Genomic DNA, 13,615 nt, shown 5'->3' with positions numbered 1-13,615 from the left:
TAATCATGGAAAAAATGGATGGTAAAACAATGGACATCGTGGCCGAAAACGTTGGCAAACTCAAGGAGCTGTTCCCGGAAGCCTTCACCGAAGGCAAGGTGGACTTCGACGCCCTGAAGGAAGTGCTCGGCACGTTTGTGGATGACCGGGATGAACGCTACAGCTTCACTTGGAACGGCAAAAGCAAGGCCCGGATGATCGCCCAGACACCAAGCACAGGAACCTTGCGCCCCTGCAAGGAAGAGTCGGTGGATTGGGACACCACCCAGAATATTTTCATTGAAGGCGACAACCTTGAAGTGCTCAAGCTCCTGCAGAAGAGCTATCACAAAAAAATGAAGATGATCTATATCGATCCGCCATACAACACCGGCAAGGATTTTGTTTATAAAGACAACTTCAAGGACAACATTAAAAACTATAAAGAGATCACCGGTCAGGTGGATGGTGAGGGCCGCAACCTCTCGAACAACCCCGAAACCAGTGGGCGTTATCATACCGACTGGTTGAATATGATGTATCCACGTCTGAAGCTTGCCCGAAACCTGCTGAAGGATGATGGGGTGATTTTTATCAGTATCGATGATTCTGAAGCTTCAAACTTAATAAAAATTTGTGATGAAGTTTTTGGCGAAGAAAATTTTATCGCCGACCTGATATGGCAGAAAAAATTCTCACGAGCCAATGACGCATCATATTTTTCGACGATGCATGACCATATATTGTGCTACGCAAAACGAACAAAGCTAAACAACAATGGCGATTCATGGGAGCTCAAGTTACTACCAAGGGGAGATGAAATACCTGATGGCTATACCAATCCAGACGATGACCATCGTGGCCCTTGGACATCAGTGGTTTTATCCGCAAAATCTGGCACAGAAAAGCTGATATATGAAATCACCACACCGAGTGGCAGAAAATGTCTGCCGCCAGACGGTAGATTCTGGGGCGTAAATAGAGACAGGTTTAGTGAACTGGTCGAAGACAATAGGATATGGTTTGGGAAAGATGGGTCAGGTATTCCTCGACTGAAGACATTCTTGTCTGAAGTTCAAGATGGATTAAGGCCCAATACAATATGGTTTCATCAGGAAGTAGGCCACAATCAAGAGGGTCGCCAAGAAGTAAAAAAACTATTTGATGACAAAGGATACTTTGATGGGCCTAAACCAGTTCGATTATTAGATAGAATCATTCAGATATCTAATCTTTCCTCAAGTGATATTGTGTTAGATTTTTTTGCTGGTTCCGCTACAACTGGACATGCAGTTGTTAATCATAACGCATGCAATGAAACTTCTTTCAAATACATTTTGGTGCAATTACCTGAAGTCTGCGATGAGAAATCAGAAGCCTTCAAGGCTGGCTATAAAACTATTGCGGAAATCAGCAAAGAACGCATCCGCCGGGCTGGGGCCAAGATCAAGGAAGAGAACCCTGAGTACGAAGGTGACCTTGGCTTCAAGGTATTCAAACTCGACGCCACCAATATCAAACCTTGGGAAGTCGACTTTGATCTAACTGAGCGCACTCTCGAAGATTATATTTCCAATATCAAAACCGACCGCCGTGAAGAAGATGTTCTTTACGAGGTCCTGCTCAAGTATGGCCTCGACCTGACCCTGCCTATTGATGAATGGATAATGGACAATGGAAAATTGATAATGAAAGATGAACATCATTCTCAATTATCAACTGTCAATTCTCAATTGGTTTACTCTATCGGTATGGGAGCGCTGATCATCTGCCTGTCGGATGCCATCTCCCTTGAAGTGGTCGAAGGCATTGCCGAGTTAAAGGATGAGCTGAATCCTGAAATCATGCGGGTGGTATTCAAGGACTCCGGCTTCAAAGATGACGTGGTCAAAACCAATGCGGTTCAGATCCTCAAACAGGCCGGCATTGTCGATGTAAGGAGCTTGTGATGAACCACGAAAAACACGAAAAGACACGAAAGAAGAAAGCAACCACGGAATACACCCAGCCGTCGCCAAAGGCTATGGCGGGCACTGCGGAAAACACGGAAGTGGGTTTTGATAGTTTGATTGGGCTGTTTGAGCAGACGCAGACCGCCATGCAGACGCAGGCGGCAAAGTCTGTAGATATTGCGCTGGTGGTTCGGAACTGGCTGTTTGGCTGGTATATCGTGGAGTTTGAAAGGGCAGGTGCATCGAGAAAAGAACTCTATGGAAAAACACTCATGCCTAAGCTCGCCAAACAGTTGACAGAGAAATTTGGGAAGGGCTTCTCCAGAAGGTCGTTAGATCAGTTTCGTCAGTTTTATGAAGGGTATGAAAAGATTTGGCAGACACTGCCTGCCGAATCTCAAAATCAATCAAAAGTCCTGATAGAACGGTGTATTTCATCTCCCTTAACCGACGCACAAACAATGCTGGCATCAGAGATCGGAGCGACTACCGATATCCTGAACTTTTGGCAGACGCTGTCTGCCAGGTTTTCGTTAAGCTGGTCGCACTATGTGGTTTTACTGACGATTGACTCTGTGGATGAACGTCGGTTTTATGAGCTGGAAGCCATTGAGGATGCCTGGGGTATTCGGGAGCTGAAGCGTCAAATCAACTCCAGCCTATACGAACGTCTGGCATTGAGCCGTGATAAAGCGGGTGTAAAAGAACTTGCTCAAAAAGGTCAATTAGTGGCCAAGCCATCAGATGTTTTGAAAAGCCCGTATGTTCTGGAATTTCTGGGTTTGCAGGAAAAACCAGAATATTCAGAGCATGATCTTGAGACGGCAATCATTGATAAAATCGAACATTTCTTGCTTGAACTGGGCAAAGGATTCCTCTTTGAGGCGCGGCAAAAACGATTCACCTTTGACGATGACCACTTTTATGTCGATCTGGTTTTCTACAATCGGCTACTTCGCTGTTATGTGATTATCGATTTAAAACGTGATCGTCTCACCCATCAGGATCTTGGACAGATGCAGATGTATGTCAACTACTTCGACCGTTATGTAAAACTGGAGGATGAAAAACCGACTGTCGGTATTCTGCTTTGCCATTCAAAAGATGATCGTTTGGTTGAACTGACCTTACCAAAGGACGCCAACATCCACGCTTCCGCCTACCAGCTTTATCTTCCCGATAAAGAGGCTTTAAAAAAACAACTCGAAGAGGCTCAGGCAGAATGGGAAGCAACTCACGAGGATTCCCCGGCAGTTCAGGATCAAGGAGGAACCACGAATGAACACGAATAAACACGAATCCGCTGAAAACACGGAAGAACGGCGGTTGACGACAAAGGATGAGTTGACGGACTTCCTGCTTTATACGGCCCCCGATGGAGCTGTGAAGGTGGAGTGCATTCTACACGACGAGACCATCTGGCTGCCGCAGAAGCGTATCGCCGAGTTGTTTGGAGTAGGTATTCCAGCTATTTCGAAGCATTTGGACAACATTTATCAAGATGGTGAATTGTCGAAGGATGCAACTGTTTCCATTTTGGAAACAGTTCAACAAAACCCAGCGCATCGAATCCGACTTCGACAAAGCCATAAAACAGATCGAAGCCTCAAAGAAAAAAGGAGGCGACCATGAATAAAGCTATTGGTGTTCATTCGTGTCTATTCGTGGTTCCAACCTTTTCTGTGTTTTCTGTGGTTAAAAATGGAGGTACCGCATGAAAATTAAATTTGACCCGAATCTGGACTTCCAGAAACAGGCTATAGAATCCGTTGCCGGAGTGTTTGAAGGTCAGGAGATATGCCAGACCAACTTTACCGTGGCTCCGCTGCAATACACGACCCAGCAGCTCATTCCCGGCATGGAAAACAATCTGGGTATTGGAAACCGCTTAAAACTTCTGCCTGAGGACATCCACAAAAACATCCGCAAGATACAGCTGCAGAACGGGCTGGCCCCCTCCGAGAAAATGGACTCCATGGATTTTACCGTGGAGATGGAGACCGGAACCGGAAAGACCTATGTCTATCTGCGCGCCATCTTTGAAATGAACCGGCTCTACGGCTTCACCAAGTTCATCATTGTGGTGCCGTCCATCGCCATCAAGGAAGGCGTTGCCAAGTCATTAGAGATTACCGCCGAGCACTTTAAAGAGCTCTATGACAATGTGACTTTCGATGCGTTCGTCTATGACTCCAGCAGGCTTTCCGACGTAAGAAACTTTGCCACCAGTCCGGATATCCAGATCATGGTGATCAATATCGATGCCTTCCGAAAAAGCTTCACTGATCCGGAAAAAGAAAATAAGGCGAATATTATCCACCGGTCCCATGACCGGATGACCGGGGCTAAGCCGATTGAATACATTCAGGAAACCAACCCGATTGTCATTGTGGATGAGCCGCAGAGCGTGGATACCACGTCAAAGAGTAAAGAGGCTATTCGCTCACTCAATCCGCTCTGCACGCTGCGTTACTCCGCCACTCATATCGACAAGCATCACATGCTCTACAAACTGGATTCCGTTGATGCCTATGAGCAAAAGCTGGTTAAACAGATTGAAGTTGCCGGAGTTGAAGTCAAAGACGGCCACAACAAAGCCTATATAAAGCTTCTGAGCGTAAGCAACAAGAAGAGCCCGATCACCGCTAAAATAGAGATCGACTTTCAAAGCAAAGGTTCAATCAAGAGAAAAGAAATTACCGTACAAAGCGGAGATGACTTACTCGAAAAAAGTGGTGGTCGTGACATCTATGATGGCTACATCATCGAGGATATCTATTGCGAAAAAGGCAATGAATACATCAGCTTCACCAGCAACCCGGAGATCCTGAAACTGGGTCAGGCCATCGGCGAAGTCGACCCGGATGAATACAAGCGCCTGCAGATCCGCAAGACCATTGAGGAACATCTGGATAAAGAAATGCGCCTGCGGCCTCAGGGCATCAAAGTCCTCAGCCTGTTTTTTATCGACAGGGTTGCCAACTACCGCTGGTACGATGAAGACGGCAATCCGCAAAAGGGCAAATTCGCTCTGATGTTTGAAGAGGAGTATGCCCGGGCAATCCGCAAACCTAAATACAACACGCTCTTTGAAGGGGCCGATTTGGATACGGTGGCCGCCGGTGTGCATAACGGGTATTTTGCCGTCGATAAAAAGAAAGACGCTACTGGTAACGAGATGTTGAAGGATGCCTCCGGTAACACTGCAGCGGATGAGAGCGCCTACAACCTGATCATGAAAGAGAAGGAGAAACTTCTCAGCTTTGACTCAAAACTTAAGTTCATCTTCTCCCACTCCGCGCTGAAAGAAGGCTGGGACAACCCCAACGTATTCCAGATCTGTACGCTCAACGAAACCAATTCAGTTATCAAGAAACGGCAGGAAATCGGCCGGGGTCTGCGTATATGCGTCAATCAGGATGGTGAGCGGGTTCACGGGTTTGAAGTGAATACCCTTACGGTTATGGCCAATGAATCCTATGAGAAGTTTGCCGAACAGCTCCAGAAAGAGATTGAGCAGGAAGAAGGCATTAAATTCGGCGTGGTTGAAGAGCACCTGTTTGCCAACATCGTTGTTCCGATTGACGACTACAACAACGAATATCTGGGTGTCGATGCCTCCAAAAAACTGTGGGATCACCTGAAAACCACCGGATATATTGACACCAAAGGCAAGGTTCAGGATTTATTGAAAACAGCACTGAAAAGAGGTGAGTTGGAACTGCCCGAGGAATTCAAAGAACACGCACCTCAAATTGCTGCGGTGCTGAAGAAAGTTTCCGGCAATCTCAATATCAAGAACCGTGACGACAAGAAGAAGGTGTCGCTGAATAAGGCCGTATTTTTAAGCCCGGAGTTCAAAGAACTATGGGACCGAATCAAATACAAGACCACATTCAGAGTGAGTTTTGATGTGGAGGCACTTGCCTCTAAATGCGCTGAAGAGATCAAAGCCAATCTGCAGGTGGGCAAAGCCAGGTTTATTTATCGAAAGGCCAAGGCTGAAATTGACCGGGGAGGCGTTCACGCGGAACAGGTTCAGGAAACAGCCAGCGTCTACGAGTCACGATCTTTTGAGCTGCCGGATCTGATTACTTATCTCCAGAACGAAACCAACCTGACCCGCCGGACAATCGTTAGGATTATCAACGACAGTGGCCGCCTTGAGTCATTCAAAAACAACCCGCAAAAATTCATCGAACAGGTATCAACCATCATCCAGCACCAGATGCGTCTCTTTGTGGTGGACGGAATTAAATACCACAAGATCGGTGATGAACATTTTTACGCTCAGGAGCTGTTAAGCGACAACGAGCTGTTTGGCTACCTGCAGAAGAACATGGTTGAAAGCCGGAAATCGGTCTTTGACCATGTGGTCTACGATTCCGATATAGAGCTGGAGTTTGCCACCGCCTTTGAACGCAGCGATGACATCAAGCTCTACGCCAAGCTCCCGGACTGGTTTAAAATCGACACCCCGCTGGGCACCTATAACCCGGACTGGGCCGTATTGATTGATGTGGATGGCAAAGAGAAGCTTTACTTTGTTGTTGAAACCAAAGGCACCTTATTCACCGATGCGTTACGCCCAACTGAAAAAGCCAAGATCGCATGCGGCAAGGAACACTTCAAAGCTCTGGGCAAAGAGGTTGAGTTCGCCGTTACCAATGCATTTGAGGATTTTTCAGGGAAGTACGTTTAATTTAAAGGGAACCACGAATGAACACGAATGGACACCAATATCTTTTAGAACCACGAAAAGCACGAAGCACACGAAAGGGTTTTATCTGATGAAATTAAAACACGTCACAATCCATAATTTTCGGGGCATCATTGATGCGTCTATGAATTTTCATGACTATGCCTTATTGGTTGGTGCGAACAATGGCGGAAAAAGCTCCGTTATTGACTGTATTCGGGCATTTTACGAAAAGGACGGATTCAAATTTAAAAAAGACAGCGACTTTCCTCTTAAGGGATCAACTGACGAAGAATCATGGGTTGAATTGACGTTTGGGCTAATTGATGGGGAACAAAGTTCATTAAAAGAGGAGTACCAAACGCCTGAAATGACCCTGAAAGTCAGGAAATCTTTCCTGACAAAAGAGAAATTGCATGATGGTAAAAATGCTGCTGGATCAATTCTTGGGTATAAATCTGATGGAACATTATCAAACGAACCCTTTTATGGAGCAAAGAATGTTTCCAGTGGTAAGTTTGGCGATTTAATCTATATCCCTGCCATCAGCAAAGTTGATGAGCACACAAAACTAAGTTGCCCTTCGGCTTTGCGTGACCTCATTACAAACATCATGGCGGATGTAGTCGAGGGCAGCGAAGCGTATAAGTCATTAACGGATAGCGTCACCACCTTTGCAGACAGTGTTCGTGCAATTAAAACGGAAGACAACCGGTCTTTATCGAGCTTTGAGGGTGACCTGAATAGTTTGCTCTCGCCTTGGCAAACTAAGTTTAATCTGAAGTTTTCTACACCATCCACAGCAGAGATTATCAAATCAATGCTTGGCTGGGATATCCGAGACGACTATCACGAAAAGTCACAAGGTGTTGAATACTTTGGATCGGGATTTCAACGCCATTTCATCTATTCATTGATTCAGTTAGGTGCAAAGTATGTGCCTCAGAAAGCTTCCAAGAAAACAAAAGATTTTACTCCCTCTCTCAATCTCGTTCTTTTTGAAGAACCGGAAGCGTTTCTCCATCCTCCTCAACAGGATGACCTTGCCAGAAATCTCATTAGAGTCAGTGAAGCAGAGGACTGGCAGATCGTTTGCTCCACACATTCCGCTCATTTTGTAAGCCGCAATGTAGGCAGGATACCCACAATAATTCGAACCCGAAGAGAAGCCGGCGTCATCAACACTTTTCAGGTCGATCAAGAAAAGTGGGACACCATTGTTGATGCCAACCGGGCCATTGCACAGGTCGCTGATAAATATGCGAAAGTAAAAAAAACTATGCAGGAAGCAGATCTAAAGCCCGAGATGGAAGCCGTGAAATATTTTCTCTGGCTTAATCCGGATCGTGCAGGGATGTTCTTTGCGCAGAATGTTTTGTTAGTTGAAGGTCCAAGTGAAACAGCGTTAATAAATCGTTTGCTTGATGATGAAAAGCTGACCTTGCCGCAAGGTATCTACATTTTGGACTGCTTAGGAAAATACAACATCCATCGTTTTATGAATCTGCTCAGTGCACTCGGTGTTCACCATTCGGTGTTGCATGACGATGATGAAAACAAAAATGAGCATGAGGAGCTAAATCTATTAATTGCCGATTCCAAAAATAGTGATTTTACGAAGAATATTGTTCCGCTTACAAAAGATCTTGAAACATTTCTTGGCGTCACTCCCCCCGGCTCGCCTCACAGGAAACCTCAACACCTTCTTTATTGTTATTCTGAGAATCAAATTGACGAGGCAAAAATAGGTGATTTCTGTGCGAAGGTTGAATCATGTTTTGCTGATGAAAAAAGATCTAATGACTAACGAAATCTCAAAAGATATTTAACATGTATAAGACGCTTTCATGTCCTTCCGTGGTTCAATTATTCGTGTCCATTCGTGTTCATTCGTGGTTCCAACCCTTTTCGTGTTTTTCGTGGTTAGAAATGGAGGCTCAATGAAAATCCTTCACACATCAGACTGGCATTTAGGCCGGTCCCTTTACGGCAGGAAGCGTTATGAGGAGTTTTCAGCGTTTCTGGATTGGCTGGCTCAGACCATTGAAGATGAAAAGGTCGATGCGCTGCTGGTTGCCGGTGATCTGTTTGATACCAGCACCCCCAGCAACCGGGCACAGGAGCTCTACTATCGCTTCCTGTGCCGGGTTGCGGCATCCTGCTGCCGTCATGTTGTGGTCATTGCCGGAAATCACGATTCGCCGTCATTTCTGAATGCACCAAAGGAACTGCTTCGAGCGCTGAATGTCTATGTGGTCGGCTCCATGACCGATGTATTGGAGGATGAGGTCATTCCGATTTTAGATTTTGGATTGCGGAATGCGGATTGTGAAGGCAATGCAATCAACCTTGAAAAATCTGCAATCATTTGTGCGATTCCGTACCTGAGAGATAAGGATGTGCGTACTGTTGAACCCGGTGAGACGATTGATGATAAGAATCGGAAACTGGTCGAAGGGATCAAGGCACACTATGCCGAAGTGGTTAAAATCGCCGAGCGCAAACGCGAGGAAATAATTCGGCAATCCGCAATCAAAAATCCGCAATCCCAGATTCCCATCGTTGCCATGGGCCACCTGTTCACGGCAGGTGGTAAGACGGTTGACGGTGATGGTGTCCGAGAGCTGTATGTGGGGTCGCTGGCCCATGTCGGTGCGGAAGTTTTCCCCTCGGCAATCGATTACCTCGCCCTCGGGCATTTGCATGTTCCCCAGGCGGTCGGCAGCGCGGAGCACATCCGCTACTGTGGTTCGCCCATCCCGATGGGCTACGGCGAAGCGACTCAGAAAAAAAAGGTCGTACTCATAGAGTTCAACAGTACCACGCCAAAAATCCAGGAACTTCCTGTGCCTTGTTTTCAGGAGCTGGTCCGCATTGTCGGGTCTCTGGATGATATCCATACAAAACTGGAGGCGCTCAAAAAGAGAGAAAGCGCTGCCTGGCTTGAGATTGAATACACCGGCAGCGACATCATCGGCAACCTGCGCAAGATGCTCGACGAGGCGATGGCCGACTCTGCCATGGAAATCAGGCGGATTAAAAACCGGCGCGGCATGGACCGGGTGATCAGTACTGTCGCTGAAGATGAAACCCTTGATGATCTGGATGCCGGGGATGTTTTCACCCGCTGTCTGGATGCCTTTGAGGTGCCGGATGAAGACCGGGAGGAACTGACGGTCTCCTACAACGAAATAATCAAGTCTCTCCATGAAGAAGACGTGAATGAATTTTGATTTTTGAATTTTGATTTAGGAATGCTGATTTATGGAACAGGAGCTTAAGGATCGCACTAAGCAATTTGCACTAAGGATCATGAACTTGGTTGATGCCCTGCCTAAGACAACGTCTGCAATTGCCATTGGGAGGCAAATTATCCGATCAGGGACTTCTGTGGGTGCCAACTACCGAGCAGCTTGCCGGGGAAGATCAAAGGCTGAATTTATTTCAAAACTTGGTATTGTGGCGGAAGAAGCAGACGAAACCTGTTTCCGGCTTGAGCTAATTATTGAAGGTAACCTGCTGCCCGAATCCAAGGTGCAACCTTTACTCAAAGAAGCCGATGAACTGACGGCTATATTCGTTTCCTCAATCAAAACTTCGCAGCAGAATCAAAAATCTAAAATCAGAGTTCAAAAATCATGAAAATCCTTGAACTGCGATTTAAGAACCTCAACTCCCTCTACGGTGAATGGGTCATAGACTTCACTGATCCCGAATATGTGTCCAACGGTATCTTTGCCCTGACCGGTCCAACCGGTGCGGGCAAGTCGACCATTCTTGATGCCATCTGTCTGGCCCTGTATGGCGCCACGCCCCGCCTTGGAAAAATCACCAAGAGTGGAAATGAGATTATGTCTCGCCAGACCGGTGAATGCTACGCCGAGGTGCTGTTTGAATCCCAGGCCGGCCGGTTCCGCTGTCACTGGGAACAGCGCCGGGCACGGAAAAAGGCTGAAGGCAACCTGCAGGATCAAGAACACCAGATTGCGGACGATGTTACGGAAAAGCTCATCGAAACCAAGAAGAGCCTTGTGGGTGGGCTCATTGAAGAAAAAACCGGGATGGACTTTGACCGTTTCACCCGCTCCATTCTGCTGGCACAAGGCGGGTTTGATACCTTCCTGAAAGCTGACGTTGAACAGAAATCCAAGATACTCGAGCAGATCACCGGCACCGAAATCTATTCGGAAATTTCACGCCGGGTCCATGAGCGTCAACGTGACGAGCGGGAAAAGCTGAACCTCCTGAACGCAGAAACATCCGGCATCGTGATTCTGGAGCCGGAACAGGAAAAGGAAATTCAGGATGACCTTGCGGCTAAGCAGAAACAGGAGACTGAGCTTACCGGAAAAGCTACCGAAACCGGCAAAGCCATCACATGGCTGACCACCATTGATAACCTGAAAAAGGAGATCCTCAGCCTTACGGATGAAGCCACCAAACTGGAGGCCGATACTGAGGCGTTTAAAACGGAACGGGCCAAACTTGAACAGGCCGTTAAAGCCGCATCACTGGACGGAACATACGTGAGCGTAACATCCCTGCGCAAGCAGCAGGCTGACGATCAGACCGCCTTGAAAACGGCTGAAGCCGCACTTCCAGAACTTGAAACATCGGCAAACACACAAGCTGAGGCGCTTAAGGCTACCGAACAAATCACCCTTAAATCCAAAGAGGATCTCAAAACGGCTGCCCCGTTGATCCAGAAAATCCGGTCACTGGATCAAAAAATTGCCGAACAGACAAAGACTGTATCGGAAGGTGCTGATGCCTGCACCAAGGAAGCCGCAAAGATTGGGGCCGAAAAGCAGACCCGAGTGAAGGAACAGGAAAAACGGACTGCCGCAGAGAAAACACTTGAAGCTGCAGAGCTGTACCTCAAAGAAAATGCCCGGGATGAATGGTTGATCAGTGGACTGGCCGGTATTGAAGAACAGTTTGTTAACCTGTTCACCAGACAACAGGAGATCACACAGAAAGAAACCGATCTCAAAAAAGCCGATACGGCCGTAGCAAATGCCGCAAAGAAACTGGAGAAAGCCGCCAGGCAGTGTTCCCTCAAAAAACAGGCGCTTGCGACCACCGGTAAAAAGCTACAGCAAGGCAAGGATGCCCTGAGCGAATTGCTGGGTGACAAACTGCTCCGGGAATATCGCACCGAGAAGGAGACCCTCCTTCGTGAGATGGCTTTTATCAAGAAAATCGAGGAGCTTGAAGATCACCGGTCCAAGCTTCAAGACGGCAAACCGTGCCCACTCTGCGGCTCAACCGAACATCCGTTTGCAAAGGGCAATGTTCCGGTTCCCGATGAAATCGAGCAAAAGATAGGACCGCTGACCAAGTTGATCGACACGGCAGACGAACAGGAAGCGGCTATCAAAAAACTGGAACAGGCAGAAACCACTGCCCGTAAAAACCTGAATGACGGCGAGAAGCTGCAAACCGATGCCGCCAATGATAAGAAGGCCGCAGAAAAAACGCTCACGGCACTGAAGGAAATCCTCGCGAAGCTTCGGACCGGCTTTGATGAAATGAAGCTGGCTGTTTCCGGGAAACTCCAGCCACTTGGTATCACGGAAATTCCTGAGTCAGAGGTCGAGGCACTGCTCAAATCCCTCAAATCAAGACTGAAGGCATGGCAGGAACAGGCAAAGCTAAAGACCGACATCGAAAAACAGATTGCTGACATCGACAGCGAACTGAAGCGTCTTGATGCCGTGATTAATACGCAGGTTAAGGCTCTGACTGAAAAGCAGGAAAATCTGGAACGGCTGAAAAAAGAACTGACCGACGGAACAGATGAGCGGAAGAAATTGTATGGCGACAAAAAGCCTGATGATGAAGAAGGTCGACTGAACAAAGCCATTACCGACGCTGAAAATGCCGAGAAGAAAGCCAGAGACCTGAACACCGAGCGGCAGCAGAAGCTGACTACGGCGAAGACCCATGTTGACTCCCTGAAGAGGCGCATTGAGCAGAGAGCACCTGAACTGAAAAAAGCGGAAACCGACTTTTCAGCGGCTCTGATTCCGGCAGGCTTTGCAGATGAGAAATCCTTCCTCGAAGCCAGACTGCCTTATGAAAAACAGGAATCCTTAGCCTCCCGGGCAAAGGCGCTGGATGATGCGGGGACAGAGCTCAACGCGAAACAGAAAGACCGGGAAACTCGTCTGGCCACGGAGACCGCCAAAAAGCTTACTGACAAGACGCTTGGGGAGCTTGCACCGCAGTTCAAGGCGGATGAAGAATCCCTGAAAACACTCCGCGATGCCCTTGCCGGTCTCAAATACCGCTTAAGTGAAAATACAGCCGCCAAAGAGCGGATAAAACAAAAGCAGTCCGCCATCGACGCCCAAAAGAAAGAGTGCGCACGCTGGGAGAAGCTGCATGGACTCATCGGTTCAGCCGACGGGAAAAAGTACCGGAACTTTGCTCAGGGGCTGACTTTCGAACTGATGGTATCCCATGCCAACCGGCAGCTGGAAAAAATGACCGATCGCTATCTGCTGATCCGTGATGAACAGCAGCCACTGGAGCTGAACGTCGTCGACAACTATCAGGCCGGTGAAATCCGCTCGACCAAGAACCTGTCCGGCGGTGAAAGCTTTATTGTCAGCCTGACGCTGGCGCTGGGGCTATCTCAAATGGCCAGCCGAAAAGTCCGGGTGGATTCCCTGTTTCTGGATGAAGGCTTCGGCACCTTGGATGAAGAGGCTCTGGAGACCGCACTGGAAACATTATCCGGACTTCAGCAGGACGCCAAGCTAATCGGAATCATCTCCCATGTATCTGCACTGAAAGAAAGAATCAGCACCCGGATAAACATCACACCTGTATCCGGCGGCCGCAGCTCAATGTCCGGCCCGGGCTGTACAAGGGTTGGAATATGAATTAGAGGACAAGCAAATGACTGATTACCGCAAACAAAAACTGATCGATCTGGGGCCGCACGCCCTTGCAGATGCCTTGTTGAATCTTGCAGTCC

The 13,615-nt window shown here is 47.7% G+C and carries 8 protein-coding genes; all 8 read left to right on the top strand.

Annotated elements, in window-relative coordinates; translation table 11 throughout:
- Nucleotides 1–5 precede the first annotated feature (5 nt).
- The 8 genes from DESPODRAFT_RS04975 (at nt 6) to DESPODRAFT_RS04940 (ending at nt 13,520) form a co-directional block, all read left to right on the top strand.
- On the top strand, nt 6–1,928 hold the full coding sequence (locus tag DESPODRAFT_RS04975) for a site-specific DNA-methyltransferase (protein WP_004071813.1): 1,923 nt from the start codon (nt 6–8) through the stop codon (nt 1,926–1,928).
- Entirely contained in the window at nt 1,928–3,223 is a 1,296-nt protein-coding gene (locus DESPODRAFT_RS04970) for a PDDEXK nuclease domain-containing protein (RefSeq protein WP_004071812.1), read from the top strand. The genes DESPODRAFT_RS04975 and DESPODRAFT_RS04970 overlap by 1 nt, the downstream gene beginning before the upstream one ends.
- Entirely contained in the window at nt 3,210–3,563 is a 354-nt protein-coding gene (locus DESPODRAFT_RS04965) for a virulence RhuM family protein (protein WP_004071811.1), read from the top strand. The genes DESPODRAFT_RS04970 and DESPODRAFT_RS04965 overlap by 14 nt, the downstream gene beginning before the upstream one ends.
- An 82-nt stretch (nt 3,564–3,645) precedes the next feature.
- Nucleotides 3,646–6,633 carry a type III restriction-modification system endonuclease gene (locus DESPODRAFT_RS04960; protein WP_004071809.1) on the top strand — a complete coding sequence of 996 codons (2,988 nt, stop codon included), beginning with the start codon at nt 3,646–3,648 and terminating at the stop codon, nt 6,631–6,633.
- Nucleotides 6,634–6,721: 88 nt separating this feature from the next.
- Complete coding sequence (locus DESPODRAFT_RS04955; protein WP_004071808.1) at nt 6,722–8,437, top strand: ATP-dependent nuclease; 1,716 nt, start codon at nt 6,722–6,724, stop codon at nt 8,435–8,437.
- Nucleotides 8,438–8,570: 133 nt separating this feature from the next.
- The gene (locus tag DESPODRAFT_RS04950) at nt 8,571–9,863 is read left to right on the top strand and encodes an exonuclease SbcCD subunit D C-terminal domain-containing protein (RefSeq protein WP_004071807.1); all 1,293 of its coding nucleotides are present in this window, start codon (nt 8,571–8,573) and stop codon (nt 9,861–9,863) included.
- A gap of 31 nt (nt 9,864–9,894) precedes the next feature.
- Complete coding sequence (locus DESPODRAFT_RS04945) at nt 9,895–10,272, top strand: four helix bundle protein (protein ID WP_004071806.1); 378 nt, start codon at nt 9,895–9,897, stop codon at nt 10,270–10,272.
- Nucleotides 10,269–13,520: an AAA family ATPase gene (locus DESPODRAFT_RS04940; RefSeq protein ID WP_004071805.1), complete on the top strand. Its 3,252-nt coding sequence runs from the start codon at nt 10,269–10,271 to the stop codon at nt 13,518–13,520. The genes DESPODRAFT_RS04945 and DESPODRAFT_RS04940 overlap by 4 nt, the downstream gene beginning before the upstream one ends.
- Nucleotides 13,521–13,615 lie beyond the last annotated feature (95 nt).

It is taken from the genome of Desulfobacter postgatei 2ac9 (genome assembly GCF_000233695.2).
GTDB classification, from domain to species: domain Bacteria; phylum Desulfobacterota; class Desulfobacteria; order Desulfobacterales; family Desulfobacteraceae; genus Desulfobacter; species Desulfobacter postgatei.
The sequence above is the reverse complement of the archived record's forward strand: the minus strand, read 5'-3'. Positions and strand labels throughout refer to the sequence as shown.

Bases quoted from the DNA above. Each gene is read 5' to 3' on its own strand.
- DESPODRAFT_RS04975 (WP_004071813.1), top strand. From the start codon at position 6: ATGGAAAAAATGGATGGTAAAACAATGGACATCGTGGCCGAAAACGTT.
- DESPODRAFT_RS04970 (WP_004071812.1), top strand. From the start codon at position 1,928: ATGAACCACGAAAAACACGAAAAGACACGAAAGAAGAAAGCAACCACG.
- DESPODRAFT_RS04965 (WP_004071811.1), top strand. From the start codon at position 3,210: ATGAACACGAATAAACACGAATCCGCTGAAAACACGGAAGAACGGCGG.
- DESPODRAFT_RS04960 (WP_004071809.1), top strand. From the start codon at position 3,646: ATGAAAATTAAATTTGACCCGAATCTGGACTTCCAGAAACAGGCTATA.
- DESPODRAFT_RS04955 (WP_004071808.1), top strand. From the start codon at position 6,722: ATGAAATTAAAACACGTCACAATCCATAATTTTCGGGGCATCATTGAT.
- DESPODRAFT_RS04950 (WP_004071807.1), top strand. From the start codon at position 8,571: ATGAAAATCCTTCACACATCAGACTGGCATTTAGGCCGGTCCCTTTAC.
- DESPODRAFT_RS04945 (WP_004071806.1), top strand. From the start codon at position 9,895: ATGGAACAGGAGCTTAAGGATCGCACTAAGCAATTTGCACTAAGGATC.
- DESPODRAFT_RS04940 (WP_004071805.1), top strand. From the start codon at position 10,269: ATGAAAATCCTTGAACTGCGATTTAAGAACCTCAACTCCCTCTACGGT.